8 protein-coding genes are annotated in these 19,397 nt (G+C 44.1%); all 8 read left to right on the top strand.

What is annotated here, in order from left to right:
- The first annotated feature begins 12 nt into the window (after positions 1-12).
- From SIO70_RS28600 to SIO70_RS28565, 8 genes are read left to right on the top strand one after another with little or no spacing between them, the layout of a single operon-like run.
- Entirely contained in the window at positions 13-7,893 is a 7,881-nt protein-coding gene (locus SIO70_RS28600; protein WP_320576650.1) for a non-ribosomal peptide synthetase, read from the top strand.
- 38 nt (positions 7,894-7,931) lie between these two features.
- Positions 7,932-9,578 carry an MBL fold metallo-hydrolase gene (locus SIO70_RS28595; protein WP_320576649.1) on the top strand — a complete coding sequence of 549 codons (1,647 nt, stop codon included), beginning with the start codon at positions 7,932-7,934 and terminating at the stop codon, positions 9,576-9,578.
- Between the two features lie 29 nt (positions 9,579-9,607).
- A complete protein-coding gene (locus tag SIO70_RS28590) occupies positions 9,608-11,290 on the top strand; it encodes a cyclic peptide export ABC transporter (RefSeq protein ID WP_320576646.1) in 1,683 nt (560 codons plus the stop codon).
- Between the two features lie 5 nt (positions 11,291-11,295).
- Complete coding sequence (locus tag SIO70_RS28585) at positions 11,296-12,006, top strand: thioesterase II family protein (protein WP_320576644.1); 711 nt, start codon at positions 11,296-11,298, stop codon at positions 12,004-12,006.
- A gap of 12 nt (positions 12,007-12,018) precedes the next feature.
- The gene (locus SIO70_RS28580) at positions 12,019-15,396 is read left to right on the top strand and encodes a hypothetical protein (protein ID WP_320576642.1); all 3,378 of its coding nucleotides are present in this window, start codon (positions 12,019-12,021) and stop codon (positions 15,394-15,396) included.
- A gap of 11 nt (positions 15,397-15,407) precedes the next feature.
- Entirely contained in the window at positions 15,408-17,825 is a 2,418-nt protein-coding gene (locus tag SIO70_RS28575; protein ID WP_320576640.1) for a penicillin acylase family protein, read from the top strand.
- Positions 17,810-18,187, top strand: coding sequence for a hypothetical protein (locus tag SIO70_RS28570; protein ID WP_320576638.1), 378 nt, complete (start codon positions 17,810-17,812; stop codon positions 18,185-18,187). Before SIO70_RS28575 ends, SIO70_RS28570 begins: the two co-directional genes overlap by 16 nt.
- A 38-nt stretch (positions 18,188-18,225) precedes the next feature.
- Positions 18,226-19,395, top strand: coding sequence for a hypothetical protein (locus tag SIO70_RS28565; protein WP_320576636.1), 1,170 nt, complete (start codon positions 18,226-18,228; stop codon positions 19,393-19,395).
- The last annotated feature ends 2 nt before the right edge of the window (positions 19,396-19,397 follow it).

Below are 19,397 nucleotides of genomic sequence, written 5' to 3'. Positions count from 1 at the left end.
AATAAGTATTACATGAAAGAGGTTAATGACATCATCAAAACCTTAAGAGAAGCAAATATTCGTCTGATATTAAAAAATGATGACCTCCTGGTAGACGCGTCATCAGGTGAAATAGGAGAGGAATTAATTGCTGCCATCCGCTCAAATAAGCAAAAGCTGGTTAGCTATCTCAGAAAAAACCTCTCAAATGGATCTCCGGTAACTATCAAACCTGTACCTCAGCAGACATACTACCCATTATCTTCTTCCCAACGCCGTCTCTGGATATTATACCAGATGAATCCTGAAAGTATTGAATACAATACACCCGGCGCCTATTTATTTGAGGGGGATCTGAATGCGGAAGCATTGACGCTGGCTTTCCGTTCTTTGATAGTACGTCACGAAATACTGCGTACAGTATTTAAAGAGAATGAGGAAAAGAAAGTAATGCAGTATGTGTATGATGTAACGGACAACCATATTGCCAAACTGGAATATAATGACCTGCGTGAAAAAGATTTAAATGAGAAGGAAACAGAACATTTAATCATACAATTTCTGAATGCACCGTTTGACCTGGTGAGGGGACCACTGATCAGAGCCGCGTTGTATCAGGTCAGTGAGCAGAAATATATTTTTGCCTATTCGTTACATCACATTATTAGTGATAACTGGTCAATGAGTATTCTGATAAAGGAGTTGCTGATGCTGTACAATGCGCATGTAAACGGAACAGCATCCCCTTTACCACCTTTGGCTATACAATATAAAGACTATGCCACATGGTACAGTGAGCAATTGAACAATAATAATATCCTGCAGCACAAGGATTATTGGTTACAACAGTTTGAAGGAGAACTGCCTGTGTTGGACCTGCCGGCTGATAAGGAACGTCCATCTGTAAGAAGCAACCGGGGAGCATCGCTGACCGGGAATATTGACAAGACCCTGGCAGATGGAATAAAACAGCTGGCACAGGAGCAGGGGGGCACCTTGTTCATGGGATTGCTGGCAGCACTCAATACTTTGCTATACCGCTATACAAATCAGCATGATATTATTGTTGGTATGCCGGTTGCCGGAAGATCCCATGCGGAACTGGAAGGTCAGATAGGTTGCTACATAAATACACTCGCTCTGAGAAACCGTTTCAGTGGAGACGATGACTTCAAATCATTATTGCAGATCGTCAGAAATACGACCTTAGAGGCCTATTCGCATCAGATATTCCCATTTGATGAACTGATCGATGCCCTGCCATTGAAAAGAGATATGAGCAGGACCGCATTGTTTGATGTATTGGTTGATTTCCATGATCATTCATTGGCCAAAGGATCCACCCAGCCAGATGGTCTGCATGTAACCCTGTATGAACCTGGTGAACATACCGTCAGCAAATTTGATCTCACGTTTGGTTTCATGGCATACAATGATGAGCTGAAACTGAGCATTGAATATAACACAGACCTTTATCATCGTGAAACGATCGAAACACTGTCCGGGCATTTTAATCGCCTGCTGCAGGCGATCGTGGAAAATCCGCACTTACCGGTCAGCCAGCTGGAATATATACCTGCTACAGAAAAAGACTTTTTATTAACCGGTGGTCCCGAAAGCCCTGCCTATAGATCGGTGTTATCACTTTTCAATGAGCGGGTAGCCACTTCACCGGAAAATATAGCGCTGATTTATGGCGAAAACAAGCTGACCTATCAGGAACTGGATAGCCAGTCTACAGCACTTGCCGGCTACCTGGCAGACGTATGTGAGGTGAGGAAAAATGACCTTGTAGGTATTTTACTTGACAGGTCCCCACATATGATCGTAGCCATGCTGGGCATATTGAAAGCTGGAGCTGCATATGTACCCGTTGATACAGCATACCCCGCCCTCCGGCAGGAGCAGATTATCAGTGAGACAGGCATGAAAGTGCTGCTTACGCAAACAGCCTATGCATTTGAGTTGTCTTATTTTGAAGGCCAGATCTTTGCGATGGATGTACAGCTGGATACGCTTCCGGCAATACCATCACAGCCTGCCGATGAACCAGCTGCAACAGATTATGCATATGTGATCTTTACCTCCGGCTCAACAGGTAAACCAAAGGGATGTACCATTACACATGGTAACCTCGCCAATTATATCCAGTGGGCAGCTGGTCATTACTTTGATACAGCTCAACAGGGTAACTTCGGGTTGTTTACCTCATTATCCTTTGACCTTACGGTCACCAGTATATTTTGCCCACTTGTGCGCGGCACATCACTATATATTTATCCACAGGAAGCCGGGCTGGCAGACATTCTTACACATGCTTTCAGTAACAGTAGCGGAATTGACAGTATAAAACTGACACCATCCCACATTAATTTCCTGCAGGGCCTGCATATTCAGACATCCGATATAGCCTGTGCTATTGTAGGTGGTGAAGAGGTATTGCTCAGGCATGTGGAAATATTGAAGAATATCAACCCCGCCATTAAGATTTATAACGAATATGGCCCTACGGAAGCAACTGTTGGTTGTATGGTGGAATTGCTGGAACAGCACCAGCCTGTTACTATTGGGAAACCTATCAATGGAACAGGTATATATATACTCGATACGAACCTTTCCCTTTGTGGCATTGGCGTATCGGGAGAGATCTGTATAGGTGGGGTTGGTGTGAGTGTTGGATATCTTCACCTGCCGGAACTGACTGCAGAAAAATTTATTGCAGATCCTTTCCATGCCGGAGAACGCCTGTATAAAACAGGCGATATTGGACGGGTGTTGCCTGATGGCAGAATCGCATATCAAGGCAGGAGGGATGAACAGGTGAAAGTCCGTGGGTTCAGGATTGAGCCGGGAGAAGTGGAAGCCTCAATATGCTCCTTTACAGGTATCACTGCTGCAGCCGTAACGACTATCGTTGCCGCTGATGGTAACAGGGAGCTGGTGGCTTATATGACCGGGAGTGAATCACAGGGGGTACAGGCTATCCGTAGTCACATTGAGGGAATATTGCCTTTTTATATGGTGCCCTCTCATTACGTCATCCTCGATAAGATACCTTTAACCGTACATGGCAAGATCGATTGGAAAGCCCTGCCTGATCCTTTACGGCAGGATCTGAATGCAGTTACACAATATGTTGTACCTGCCACCAGGACGGAAGAAGTGCTGCAGAAAATATGGAGCGAAGTACTTTCATTGAGACCAGACCAGATCAGTATAAAAGATAATTTTTTCAACCTGGGAGGACACAGCTTGAAAGCAACGCGTCTCGCCTCTCTGATCTATAAGGAATTTGAAGTAAAAATTGAACTACGTGTTTTATTCAATACCACTATTCTGGAAGAGCAGGCTAAATTAATAGATGAGTCCGGGAAATTGAGGTTTGCAGAGATACCGGTAGCTCAGAAGGCTGAAAGCTATGAACTCTCTTCTTCTCAACGCAGGCTGTGGATCCTCAGCCGTTTCAGGGACAGTAACACTGCCTACAACATTCCTGGGGCGTATGCATTTAAAGGTGTGCTTGACAGGAATGCATTTGCTGCGGCGTTTTGCGGGTTGTTGCAACGGCATGAAATCCTGCGTACCATTTTCAGGGAAGATCAATCTGATAAACCAAGACAGTTTATATTAACACCGGAAGAGTTGGCCTTCCAGGTAGGGTATACGGATCTTAGAAATGAGCAGGACCAGGAGCAGCAAATGAAAGCCGGCGTGCAGGAGATCTTTACGACTCCTTTTGACCTCAGTACAGGACCGCTGTTGCGTGCCTCCCTTTTCCATCTGTCAGATGACAATTGGGTATTTGCATATGCATTACACCATATCATCAGTGATGACGGGTCATCTGGCATCATGATACAGGAATTGCTGGCTTTATATAATGCCCACTTACAAGGAGTGACAGATCCATTGCCGCCTTTGAGAATTCAATATAAAGATTATGCGGAATGGCAACAGGTGCAGCTTAAAGAAGCATTCTCAAATGTGAAAAGGAACTACTGGAAACTTTGCTTTGAGGGTGAATTGCCCATCCTTGCATTGCCAGGCGATTACCCAAGACCAGCTATAAAGGCATATACCGGTGGTATTGCCAAAAAATGGTTGTCACCTGAATTAAGTCAGCAGATCCAGGAAGTATTAAAACAACAGGATGTTACCTTATATATGGGATTGGTTGCAGTAGTGAATGTTTTGCTGTATAGGTTTACCGGACAGGAAGATATTATTGTCGGTAGTTCAGTTAACAGCAGACAGCATGCTGATCTTGAAAATCAGATCGGGTTTTATGTCAATACCCTGGCACTCCGCGTCCAGTTCAGCGGACAGGATAGCTATCAATCCCTGCTGGAAAAAGTAAAACAGGTCACTATTGGCGCATATGAACACCAGGACTATCCATTTGATGAGATCATAGAGCAACTGAATCTGCAAAGGGATATGAGCCGTCATCCACTATTTGAAGTAATGGTGGTGTTGCAACGCCATAGGGATAGTGGCCCGGCTGTATCTGAAGGTATGAACGGCCTGCAGGTAAATACGTATGATGGTAACAGCTATATCCCAAGTAAATTTGATCTGACATTCTTCTTTACAGAATCAGCTACCGGTGATCTGCACCTGAGTATTATATATAACAACACGATATATAAAGAGCATACAGCATTACGCATGCTGGACAATTTTGAAGTGCTGGCAGCAGCTATCGCCAATGATACTTCCGACCCTATTTACCAATTGCCCGTGTTGACCGGTCAGGAAGAGCAACAGCTGCTTAATGACTTCAATACATCGGCAATAGCATTTCCGCAGGACAAAACAATTGTTGACCTATTCCGGGAACAGGCTGCCAGCAAACCGGATGCGCCGGCACTGGTGTTTGAGTCAAAAGCATTGAGCTATGCGGAGCTGGATAGGCAATCCGATGAAATAGCTGCTTACCTGCAAAGCAATTATGGCATTACAGCTGGTGACAGGGTAGGTCTGTTAATAGACCGCTCAGATAGGATGATTGTGGGCATACTTGGCGCTATGAAGGCGGGAGCAGCTTACGTGCCTATAGAGCCCGATTTTCCCAAAGGCCGTAAAGCATTCCTGCTGAAAGACAGTGAGGTAAAAGTACTGTTGACAGAGTCTCATCACTTTTTCGATATTGACTATTATGATGGAAATGTCTATGCTATCGATATACAAATCAGCAATGAAGAAACCATCAGCGTAGGTGCAGGGCCGGCTCCGGCTGATCCGGCTTATGTGATCTATACATCCGGCTCCACAGGGCAACCCAAAGGTGTAATGATCAGCCATCGCTCCCTGGTAGATTATGTATACGGTCTCAAAGCAAGGACCAATATACAGGATTGCCGCACATTCGGACTGATGTCCACACCAGCTGCCGATCTGGGTCATACGGTGATATACAGTTCACTCATGCTGGGTGCCTGCCTCCATATATTCCCGGCAGCCAGCGTGATGGATCCTGAAAAACTGGCCGCTGTCCAACTGGATTGTATCAAGATTGTTCCTTCTCACTGGAAGGCATTGCAGGATGGAGAAAAGCCCTTTATACCGTCCACCACGCTGATATTTGGTGGCGAGCAACTCACTAAGGATGTTATAGCATTGCTGGTGGAAAAAGGCGCGGCATGCCAGGTTTACAACCACTACGGGCCCACAGAAACGACTGTAGGTAAACTGATCAATCACATTTCATTAAAGGATTTTGCCAGCAAAATATCACTCGGTTCGCCATTTGGTAATACCAGGATTTATATCGTGGACAAGTACGGACAGCTTTGTCCTACCGGCGTAGTAGGAGAAATCTGTATTGCAGGAGAAGGGCTGGCCATTTCTTACCTGAACCAACCGGAACTGACAAAGGAGAAATTTACGGAAGCTGCTTTCAAAAAAGGAGAGCGCATATACAGGACTGGTGATCTGGGTAGATGGCTGCCAGATGGTACCGTTGAGTTCATGGGCAGGAAAGATGTGCAGCTAAAGATCCGTGGTTATCGCATTGAGCCGGGAGAAATAGAAAATGCGTTATTAGCTTTTCAAGGTGTGACAAATGCAGTCGTCATAGCAAGAGAAGGAGTATTGCTGGCATACCTGACCGCCCATGACGCCCTTGCCACAGATAAACTATTGTCGTACCTGAGTAATTTACTGCCTTCCTACATGATCCCTGCTTCATTTATCCAGGTACCACAGATACCTCTGACAGCAAATGGTAAAATAGATAAAGCAGCCCTGCCTGATCCTGTTGGCGCCAGAAAGAATGACGTACAATGTTATATGGCACCACGGAGTGAAAAGGAAAAAGCACTGGTCACTGTTTTTGAAGACGTATTAAAGAAAAGCCCGGTAGGGGTTACAGATAATTTCTTTGTCCTGGGTGGGGATTCTATTAAATCCATCCAGATCATATCACGACTGAAGAGGTTAGGCTTCACACTGGCAATCCAGGATATTCTTTTAAACCCTGTGCTGGAAGAATTGGCTGTTTTTGTAACAGCAGATACAAATGAAATATCACAGGACGTGGTGACCGGCCAGGTGCAGTTAAGTCCCATTCAGCGATACTTCCTGGAACAGGACAATGGGCAGAAACAGCACTTCAACCAGGCAGTCCTGCTGTATAGTCGGCAACCACTGGATGAAAAAGCTATTGCCGCTATTTTTGAAAAGATCCTGCAGCACCATGATGCGCTACGCATGGTCTTTACAGAAATTGCAGGAGGATGGACACAGGAATGTAAAGATGAAGGAGCAGGATTTTCTTTGGAAGTTGTGAACGAAACCGATCCTGCAGCATATGCAGCACATTATGACCGGATTCATACTTCCTTCAATCTGTCTGCCGGTCCATTGTTTAAAGTGGCCCTGTTCCATGGAACAGACGGTGACCGCCTGCTGATGGTCGCACACCATCTCATTATTGACGGCGTATCCTGGCGCATCATTTTTGAAGACCTGTCAGCCCTTTATCAGCAATACAGTACCGGGCAGCCGTTATCAATGCCGGCAAAAACCCATTCCTTCAAATACTGGATGGATAAACAGACGGCATATGCATGGAGTGATAAGCTCAGGGAAGAAGCATCCTATTGGTCTGCTGTAGACAGTGCACCATTGGTACATCTCCAGCCAGATCATCCTGCAGGTAGTTATACAAAGAAGGATAGTGCGGTAAGCTCTGTATTGCTCGGTAAAGAACAGACGAATCTATTGCTGACCCAATGTTATAAAGCCTATAAAACGGATATCAATGATATTCTGTTGGCAGCGTTGAGTCTGGCTTTCTACAGGCAATTTAATATGGACAGCGTGGTGATCCGGCTGGAAGGTCACGGTAGGGAAGCTATTGCAGAGAATATTGATATCAGCAGAACCATTGGCTGGTTTACTACACACTATCCGGTTGTACTGACTATAAAAGATGGAGAGAATAACCTCCGTCAACTGCTGGAAGTAAAGGAATATCTCCACCGTATACCCAATAAAGGAATAGGATACGGAATACTGAGGTATATCACCGGAAAGGATTATACTATTTCGCCCGAAATTTCCTTTAATTATCTGGGAGACTTCGGCTCCGGTGTAAGTGCCGGAAATGACATACCGTTGTTTGAGTTCTCAGGTGATTACAAGGGTAGGGAAGTTCCAGATGATCGTGTCAGAGATATCCTTCTTAATGTCAATTGTATGGTGGCTGAGGGGCAGCTAAGGATTTCCATTGAATACAGTGCTGAACAGTATGAGCGCAGTACAATTGATCGCCTGCTGGAGTTATTCCGCATGCAGCTGGAAGGACTGATTAAAAAACTCAGCACAGAAGACAAAGTACATTTTACACCAGTTGACTTCACCTATAAGGGACTTAACCTGGAGCAGCTGGAGGAATTAGACAAGTTGTAGCATTTACATATTTTTTTTAAAACTAAACATTAGCAGTCATGAAAAGCACTATTTGGTACACTAAACCAAACTTAGTAATTGAACCTTTGTTTGACAGATGGTATGCCTGGTCACATCTCGTTTCACCCGCTACAGCCGCTATGAATGTAGTTGGCAGACATCTGAAGATCATGAATTCCTACATTCAGTCGCCACAGATCCACGCAGCTGCAGTGCAGAATCCTAAAATGCTGGGTGGCCCGTTCATGGATTATAAACGCCCACGTGTAGAAGACATCAAGAAGCTAAAGGTGGCTACAACAGAGAAACAGGCTAACCTGATTCAATTCGCAGAAGCCATTAAGGAACTGGATGAAATGCTGAAAAAGCATGCAAAGGGCTACGCCCTCGAAACCCTTTATGAGAAAGTGCCTGATATTCTTAAGGGCTATGTGGAACTGATCTATGACCTGAATAATAACCCTTCTTTCAGGTTTTTTGAATCTCTGCTGTACAACAGTGAGTTTTATAACAAAAATTCTCAGAGTATCGCATTATGGATCACAGATAACGACGAACGTCCATTCTGTCTGAGTACTGCCCGTCTTGATGAACCAAATGTACTCCACCTGGATGTACCATTTGATCATCCTGGTATTGATGCGTTGAGCAGAATGAAGCGCGAAGGTGGCTCAATTGACGATATCGCTGCATTGCTGGGCGTAAAAGAAGAAGATAGAGCCCTCTTTGATACTTTCTTTACACAGGAGTCACAACCCACTTACAAGAAATATAACGGACCCAATGCAAGAATGCGTTATTTTGGTCATGCATGTATCCTGGTGGAAACAAGGGATATCAGTATTCTGGTAGATCCGCTGATCAGTTATTATGGTTACCAGTCCAGCGTAAACCACTTCTCTGATATAGATCTGCCGGACGAGATTGACTATGTGCTGATCACACACAATCACCAGGATCATATTTTGTTTGAGACCTTGCTTCCATTAAGACATAAAGTGAAAAACATCATTGTGCCAAGAACAACCACTGGTGCCCTGCAGGATCCAAACCTCAGAATGGTATTTAACCATGCCGGGTTTAAGAATGTAAAGGAAATAGATGAAATGGAAGAGATCAGTTTTGAAAACTGCGTGATTAAAGGTATTCCTTTCACAGGGGAACACAGTGACCTGAACATTCAAACCAAAACCTGTTTCCATGTGTCTGTAGGTGACTTTACCTTCTTGTTTGCAGCTGATTCCAGAATCGTGGAAGGTAAACTGTATGAGCACGTACACCGTGTGATCGGGGATGTGGATGTCATCTTCCTGGGAATGGAATGTGATGGTGCACCACTGACATGGTTATATGGACCATTGTTGACGGAAGACCTGGCAAGGGATAAGGATCAGTCAAGAAGACTGTCAGGATCTAACTTTGAAAAGGGTATGCACCTGATCAATGTATTCAATCCGAAAGAAGCGTATGTATATGCAATGGGTCAGGAACCATGGCTGGAATTTATCAGCACAGTGAGATATACAGAAGAATCCAATCCAATTATACAATCCAACTTACTGGTAGAAGAGTGTCATAAACGTGGCATTATCGCAGAGCGCCTGTATGGTGAAAAGGAGATCCTGTATAACTTCGAAGAGCGCAGTGAGGCGAAGGAAGCGGCATTGGCAGATAGTAACCAGTAAGCCTGATTTAAAAAACTAACAAAATAAATGTGAAGCAATTACTGAAATTGATATTGCCGGTAACAGGCAGGAAAGGCGTCCTGAAGTATATGCTGTTAGGCGTCGTGACAGGGTTATGCGGGTTCACTTTTATTAATAGCGTAACCAGGATAATAGGCATTATGATCGCTGATAACTTCGCTGTTATCAAAATAGAATACGTGATCATATTCATGGCTGTTATCCTGGTATATGTCTGGTCCAGGAGGGCGTTGGCACTGACGAGTATGAGTCTGTCCCTGCGCATCACCTGGACCCTGCGAAAGCAGATATTGTCCCTGGTATTAAGGGCACACTACTGGCAGGTGGTAGGAAGGATACCCCGCATACAAACAGCTATTATGAATGATGTGGGGGCATTGACAAATGCCTCCTTAAATGCTATTGACTTTTGTATTTCCATCATTGTCGCTTTGTCTTGCTTTGTTTACCTGGCTACCATTTCCATTGTGCTCTTTGCTATTACAGCGGTTGTGGCTATGATTGGTGTAACGGTGTATTATATTTCATCGCGGAGAAATATTGCCAACCTGCAGCGCTCACGCCGGCTGGAAAATGAATTTCAGGCAAACTTCAATAGTATCCTGAACGGCTTCAAAGAAATTTACATAGAGCCGGCTAAAGGGAATTATATCTACGAGGAAAAGATATGCACCAATGCCAATGAATCTTACAAGCACAGCGTCTGGGCATCTGCAGGCTTCATCAATAACCAGATGATAGGACAGGTGCTCTTCTACCTGCTGGTAACTGCGGTATTGCTTGTATTCAGTGTGTTGCTGAAAATCAAACCGGCTGAAGTAGTCAGTTTTATATTCACACTGCTTTATCTGCAGGGTTCCATTGAAGCCATCATGGTGCAGCTGCCGGTACTTGCAAGGGCAAGAGTGGCAGCAGAACAGCTGTTGGGCCTCCGGGCAGAACTGGAAGAAGTAGGTACACGCGATTCGTTGCAATACACCCATCGTTTTAATGAACCTTTTGAAAAGCTGACCGTCAGTAAACTCACTTTTGGATATAATACGGTATCATCAGGTTTTCATGTAGGACCTGTAACCTTTGAGGCCAGAAAGGGGGAGACGATTTTCATTTATGGCAGTAATGGTAGTGGTAAGACCACCTTCATCTACGCCCTGCTCAGTCTGTATATGCCCGACAATGGAACTATTGCCTTCAATGATACGTTGATAGATGAAACTAATTACGAGGAATATAAACGATTGTTTGCCGTTATTTTTAGTAACTTTTATCTGTTTAATGAAATCCTCACTATTGAATCGCCAGACCGGGAAAAATGGGATAATTATCTCCACCTCTTTGAGCTGGAAGGAAAGGTAAAACTGGAGGGCAATAGTTTTTCCACAGTTGACCTGTCTACAGGACAAAGAAAACGGCTGGCACTGATTGTTGCACTGCTTGAAAGGAAGCCATTGCTGATCCTGGATGAGTGGGCAGCTGATCAGGATCCTTATTTCAGAAAGAAATTCTATACAGTCATTTTACCACTGCTGAATCAGGAAGGATTTACTATTATTGCTATTACGCATGATGACAAGTATTACCCATTAGCCCACAAACTTTACAGCATGCATGATGGTAAACTGACACAGATAGACCTTGAAGCCTACCGCCGTGCCGAACAGCATGATGAGAAAAGTATGTTAGCAAATTAATGTTTATGAAAAAAACTCAATTGTTCCTGCTCCATTTCGCCGGAGGAAATTGTTATTCCTTTGATTTTTTAAAACCGCTGTTGAAAAACTTTGAAATAGTAGCATTAGAACTGCCTGGCAGGGGGAAACGGTTATCTGAATCGCTGCTTATCGAATTTGATGATGCCGCAAATGATATATACAACCAGGTATTGCAGCAGCTCAACAGCCCGGCATTCATGATTTATGGCCATAGTATGGGCGCCTACCTGGCACTGAAAGTAGGGCATATGCTGGAGCATAAGGGTTGTAAACCCGCCAGCCTCATTGTAAGTGGCAATATCGGCCCACATGCCGGTAGTGAAAAGAAGAAGAGGTATCTGATGGATCGTGCAAACTTCCTGAAGGAGCTGGAACTACTTGGTGGTGTACCACCGGATATCCTCGAAAATGAAGAATATTTCGAGTACTTCGAACCTATCTTAAGAGCAGATTTCCAGGTAGCGGAAGAACATGGTTTAGATGAACGCTATATCGTGAGTGCACCCATTTATGCCATCATGGGTACGGAAGAAGAGAAAGTAGAACAGATTGCAAACTGGGGCCATTATACAAAATCCTGGTTCCAGAGTGAAGTCCTGGCAGGCGGGCATTTTTTTATCCACGAACATGCTGAAAGATTAGCTGGCATCATTAATTATTGTCATAAGAAAATTGCGCGGCTTCAGCATTTTTAAATTAATATCCTTATGAAAAACACCCAGCATACCTTGCAGATTATTTCAGGGCGGACTTTCAATAATGAAATAAAACCTGAAAAAGTACTCGTGTTATATGAAGAGGAATTGCTTTTTATGGGGGACTGCTGCACCCGGTTTGATAAATTCCGGTACTTTAAAACTATTCTGGATGGTGCGTCTGTCAATATTAACTTCACAGCAAAAAAGAACAGCATATTTCACCAGGCATTGCTACACAATAATCCTCATATTGATAGCGTAACTACACTCGCTTGGGAAGAAATTGACTTTTATGCATTTGATACCATTTTCTGTATCATGTATGATGAACCCCGGTTCCTGGAGTTCCTGCATACAAAATATGAGACATCGATCCAATGGAAAGTGTATTCTATTTCAGACCTGCTGCTGAAAAGGGAAGACAGGTCCCGCTATATCTTCCCGGGTAGCGATCAGCTTTTAGCAGGTATTGATATGGACCAGCCGGGTGAATTGTACATTACGGATGCAGAACGGGCCATGGCAGATAGCTGGTTGCGTGATAAGGGATTCCGGGAAGGGGAAGAACTCTATATCGTCATCGATGCCTCCTCTACGAGGGAGAAGCTAATCAACATATTTGTCTATTTTGATGTGCTGAAATACCTGTTGCAGCGGCCAGGATCCCGCCTGCTGGCATTTGACGAAAAGAACCTGGGTAAGGAACAGCTATATCGCGAGTGGTTAGGAGATGAAGCGATGTGCAGGGTGATCTTTTCAAAAGATGATGGCCTTCGTCATCATTTATGCCTGATAGGCAGCTCCTATACCAAAATGGTATTCGGCCCCTGTACGGGCTTATTACATTGTGCCTCTGGTATTTTTAACCATTATGTGAATACCGGTATGACGGATGTACCGGTATTGATCACTTACACAGGTCAGTATACTGCTGAAAACAGGAATGCGGATTTCTGGTGGGGGAAGTGCCCACTGATCAATTGTCTGATGTTAAAAGAACAACATGGTAGAAAGACATTGCTGCAATTGAGTGACCTTACGCCACAGGAACGGGAATTGAATGATACCCTGGCTAGTAGCGCATACACCGCACCAATATTAATTGATTACATACAGGAAAAACTAGATCTGCCTGTAAAGACAGATATCAACGATATAAAAAATATACTGTTGCTTTATGATGAAGAATTACAGTTACTGGGAGAAAGTTGCATCGTACTCGATAAGCTGCGTTATATAAAAACATATTTCAACCAGGCATCCCTGGCAGTGAATTTCTGCACGATGAAGCATCGCAGGTACTTTGAAGCATTATTGAAGAATAACCCCTATGTCGAACGTGTCTCAGCAGATGACTGGCTCAATATCAATTTTCAGGCTTACGACATGATCATTTGTGTGGCCAGTGAAGAAGGTAAGCTACAGCAATTTCTTGAACAGCAATATGGGCAACTGGTTTCGGCAGGCGGTCGTCATATACCGGTTTATTCAATGTCAGCTTTCCTGCTGAATGCTGATATACCCCGTCAGGCTGCATTTCCGGTACTGAGTGAGCTCAGGCAATACTTCAAAAACCCGTTACCGGCCGAGTTGTATATTTCAAAGGAGGAACAGGAATGGGCAGATCATTGGCTGGAGTCAAAAGGATTGCAGAAAAATGAAGAACTATATATAGTTGTGGATGCATCGCCTGTGCGAAGTAAACTGTTAAATTTCCAGGTGTATTTTGATATGTTGAAAGGATTGCTGGCCAGGAAAGATGCAAAGGTGCTGGTATTTGATGAGCGTAAACAAGGTAAACGGAACCTCTATAAAGGGTGGTTGGGTGACACTGCGATGAGCCGCATGATCTTTTCCGAAGGGCAAAGTCTCCGTGAAGATCTTTGTTTAATAGGGTCCAGCTATACAAATCTGGTGGTAGGACCCTGTACGGGACTAATGCACTGTGCATCTGGTATTTTTAATCATTATATGCATGCAGACCCAGGTATGCAACCACCCCGGATCGTGGTGTATACCGGCAAATCTGGCGACAATACCAACAGTTTACAATCCTGGTGGGGCAACGCTCCGCTGGTAAACTGCCTCCTGTTGAAACAGCGGGAGTACGGAACAGAACTAATTACACTGGCCGAAACGGAAAAAAATGAAGTGGATAATCTGCCATGTAGCAGTTACACCGCAGAGATGCTGCTGGGTTTTATCAGCAATGAATTGCCAGGTAAAGAACAGGAAACCTTTATAAAGATACAGCAGGTGACAGCTGATTCGGATATTACCAGCTTGCCCAAAGTGATTATCCTTTACGAAGAAAAGAATACAGTATTAGGAGATGCCTGTATCAAATCTGACAAGTTCAGATATCTGCGGTCATTTTTGCATGCTGATCATTTACATCTCAACCTCACAAACAAGCAGAATCAGAAATTTTATGAAGGATTATTGAAGAATAATCCATATATCGACAAACTAACGGATCTGCAATGGGAAGAGATCCGCTTTGAGGAATTTGATGCTGTCATTTGCATTACGCATCATGAAGACAGGTTCCTGAAATTTCTGCATAATAAATACGGACAGTTAATAGCAGATGGCACCCTTCAGTTACCCATATATTCTATGTCAAAGCATATCCTGCAACAGGAGAAAACAGGTGCCTACATTTTCCCTGAAAGCAGGGAGTTGTTTAGCTACATGCAGGAACCAAGGTTGGGAGAACTTTACATCAGCAGGGAAGAAAGAGAATGGGCTAACAACTGGCTTGCATCAAAAGGAATGAAAAAACATGAACAGTTATTTATCATCCTGGATTCTTCAGCTGTGCGTAGTAAACTGCTTAACATCGATGTGTATTTCAGTTTCGTCAGGCATGCCTTACAGCTGAAGGATACAAAGGTGCTGATATTTGATGAAAAGAATGCGGGTAAGGATGTTTTTTACCGGGAATGGCTGGGTGATGCTGCTATGGACAACATTATTTTCTCCTCTGGCCTTAGTCTGCGCCAGGATCTTTGTCTTATCGGCTCAGATCACACCCGGATCATGTTCGGTCCTTGTACGGGATTGATGCACTGTGCATCCAGTATTTTCAATAATTATGTCAGCCAGGGAATGGACCGGGCAGATGTGCCATTGCTGGTTGTTTATACCGGATGGTACGGAAGTGAGCGGTATGATGTAAAAGGTTGGTGGGAAAACTCACCACTTGTCAACTGTTTGTTCCTGAAAGAAAAGCACAACGGGAAAGCGATAGTAGCGCTTGCTGATATGACGGCTGAAGAGCGGCAGGTACAGGACTCACTCCCCTGTTCGGCGTACACGGCCGACATACTGTGGGGCTTTATGGATATCAGGATCTATGCGGGGAAGTCCCAGCTTACAATTTAAATACCACATTCATGAAGAGATTCAATGTTGAGTCTATATTTCCTTTGATCGCCCTGATCATTCTTACTTATGCACTTGCAATGTCGTTTTTCGGAATGCCGCCATTGGGAAAGTTCCTGGATCCATTCATAGGCGTCGTACAGAATGAGGCAGCAGATAGCAGCTTAAAGGGTATCAGCAAATATAGTGTTACTGCGCCTGTCAACGTATTTTATGACAACAGGGGAGTACCGCACATATTCGCAGAGAATACGGAGGACCTGTATTTCGCACAGGGATATGTAACTGCCAGCCTGCGGTTATGGCAGATGGATTTTATCAGTTATGCGGCAGCAGGAAGGCTTTCTGAAATAGTCAATGAAGGGTTGCTGGACTATGACCGTACACAACGCCGTATAGGTATGCTGGAGTCTGCAAAGTCAGCCCTGGCGCTGATGCAGCAGGATACAACGACCATCAATGCAATACGCGCTTATACAAAAGGAGTAAATGCCTACATCAGTCAACTTGGTTACAGGCAGTGGCCACTGGAGTATAAAGTGCTCAATTACCCTCCCGAACCCTGGACAGAACTGAAAACAGTACTGGTCATGAAAAACATGGGTAACATGTTATCCGGTTATGAGGAAGATTTTAATATGACCAACCTGATGCTGTCGATGGGGGAGCAGCAATTCAATAAATATTTTCCTGGTATTGTGCCGGATATCAGCCCGATCGTGAAAGAAAAGGGTGGTCGTCCTAATCCGGCACTGGCTTTTGAAAAAAAACCAACGTACCTGAATAGTGCATTTGTATCATCAGGCACATTATTGAACGCAAATACATGGAATCCTCAATTAGGTAGTAACAGCTGGGTACTCTCAGGCAAAAAAACGAAAACAGGATATCCCATCTTATGCAATGATCCGCATCTGAATTTCAGCATGCCGGCTATCTGGCTGGAAATGCAGCTATCTGCTCCCGGAATGAATGTATATGGCGTTTGTGTACCGGGATCACCGGCAGTGATCATCGGCTTCAATGAGCATATCGCGTGGGGTATTACCAATGGTTGTGATGATGTAAAGGACTGGTACAAGCTGAAGATCACAAACGACTACCGGAAGTATGAAATGGATGGACAATGGATCAACCTGCCTTACCGCATTGAAGTAATCAAAAGACGTAACCGGGCGCCGTTTTATGATACTGTATACCAGACTATCCAGGGACCGGTAGTATATTCCGGCTCATTTACCGGTTCAAATGGAACACAGGCGAACCATGCCTTGAGATGGAGCCTGCATATACCATCCAATGAAGTGCTCACATATATTAAGCTGAACCGCGCGCAGAATTACCAGGATTACAGGGACGCAATAAAAAATTACAGTTGCCCGGTATTAAACTTCTCTTATGCTGATAAGGCAGGCAATATTGCGGTGAACCATCAGGGAGCCATCGCCGTCAAATGGCCAGGACAGGGTAGATTTGTACTGGATGGTACTACCCGTGAACATCTGTATACAGCCAATATTCCCTCCGACAGTCTGCCACAGGAACATAATCCTGCAGATGGTATCTTGTTTTCTGCCAATCAGCATCCTACAGACAATAACTACCCTTATTACTACAATGGATATTATGCAGAGAACAGGGCTAACCGCATCAGGCAATTGCTGGAACATACCGATAGTGCGAATGTGCAAAGTATGATGAAGATGCAGCTGGACAATGTTAGCTATTTTTCGGCGGAGACACTCCCTGTTTTGTTGCAATATATGCAGGGGCGGCAGCTTTCTGTACAGGGCCAGCGTGCACTTGACAGTATGCAGCACTGGAAGGCGACGTACACGCTCAATGATAATATGGCTTTATTGTATAATCTCTGGTGGAAAAGGATCAAAGATTATACATGGGACGAATTCCATAGCTTCTCTTTCCAGTCCCGCGTACCGGATGACCACATCTTGCTGGCGATGCTCCGGCATGAACCAGACAACGATTATTTCGATCAGCAGTTAAGTAATGTGCATGAGGACGCAGGAGATGTAGTGTATGCCGCTTTTAAAGATGCCATTGAGCTACGTGACAGCATTGCTGCTAAAAGAGGAGGCCCGCAATGGGGCAACTACAACCAGGTATCGATGGGCCATATGTTAAACATATCAAAGTTAGGAGTAAGAAAACAGCCCTCAGCTGGTGCTCCGGATGCTATTGACGCTGTTTCTGCTACCTGGGGGCCTTCATGGAGAATGATTGTCCAACTGGGAGAGCGGCCACAGGCATGGGGCATTTACCCGGGAGGAGAATCGGGAAATCCGGGAAGCAGGTATTACGACAACTTTGTCACTGACTGGAATAAAGGCTCCTATTATCCGCTGCAATTCTTCATATCGGCGACAGAAGCCGGGAAAAACACAACACGGAAATGGATACTAAAGTAAAATATATCAATCTTAAAACTGGCATTGTATTACTTGCCATACTTCTGCTCACAAGACTTGCAGATCAGTTGCCATGGTGGATATTTATAGTTCCTGTGCTGATAACCGGCATCGTGATAACGTGGCGGAAATGGCCGGTAAATTGCTTCTGGGTGGGATTTTTAAGTGGATTTATTGCATGGACAAGTGCCAGTATTTATTTCCATCTGCGATCGGACGGACGGTTGCTGGATAGGTTTGGTATACTGGCAGGTATGATCATCGTAGCAGGCAGTGGATTGGTAGGAGGACTGATGACAGGGCTGGCTTTATATACGGGAAAGAGTATCACTACCAATAGGGAAGCACATCTTACGCTGTAACAGACTACTCAATTCAAAAAAATATTAACCGCCTTATTATGAATGTATTCACTGAAAACCTTGTCAGACAAAACAGTTACCGGTCTGATGAACATACCATTGCGTTACTGAGGAAAGGTTGGCAGGAGCATATAGAAACAATTCCTCCGTACCCTGGCCACTTTGAAGGGAAAGGTATTGTGATATGTGCGGGTGGGATTACCTACATGACCTGTGCATGGGTAAATGTCAGTATGCTGAGAATGACCGGGTGTACGTTGCCGGTGGAAATCTGGTATACAGGCGCAGAATTAAATCCTGAAACGATTTCCGCTTTTTCACAATTAGGGGTGGAATGTAAAAATTCTCTGGATTATATCAGTTCAGATATAAAGGGCTTGTCATTAAAACCCTTTGCCATTATGCATAGCAGCTTTAAAGAAGTGCTGTTTCTGGATGCAGATAACAATTGTGTAAAAGACCCGGCTTATTTGTTTCATGATATTTTGTATCAGGCGTATGGAACTATTTTCTGGCCTGACTTCTGGATCACTGAACAGATCAATCCGATATGGCAGATAATCGGCTCAACCGATTATCAGTCAACAGAGATGGAGAGTGGACAAATATTAATCAATAAAGAAAAATGCTGGAGAGAGTTGAATCTCTGTATGTATTTTAATCAAAAGCGGGAACATTATTATGAATTCCTGCTGGGAGATAAAGATACATTCAAGTTTGCATGGATAGCGCTTGGAACACCTTATAATATGATATCCAGGTGTGTAGGTACACTGGGATTTGAAGGTAGCAGGAAGGGGTTGGTATACGGACTTACCATGGTACAGCATGATACTGCAGAAGATATACTATTCCTGCATCGCAACTGGTTGAAGTGGGATATCACCAAAGAAGACGAGCCGGTTTGGGGAAAGATAAAGCGCTATACACCGGATGCGATGGACAGACGCTGTATGATGAATGTGCTCACCATTGGAGGGGAAAAGAAGGCATTCTGGGATCTTATTGGTGATGTAGAGATCCTGGATTTCAAAGAGCAATTTGGCGACTACGAATTAAGATGTCTCGACATACTCCGTACACTCAGGAATTATAAATTTTACAGCCGTTATTTAATACATCATCATTTTCTGCTTTGCAGACCGGGTTATTCGCTCGGCATGAATGATAAAATCAATTTTGAAACATCTTTATTAGTCAACTACTGAAT

The organism is Chitinophaga sancti (genome assembly GCF_034087045.1).
GTDB lineage: Bacteria > Bacteroidota > Bacteroidia > Chitinophagales > Chitinophagaceae > Chitinophaga > Chitinophaga sancti_B.
The sequence above is the reverse complement of the archived record's forward strand: the minus strand, read 5'-3'. Positions and strand labels throughout refer to the sequence as shown.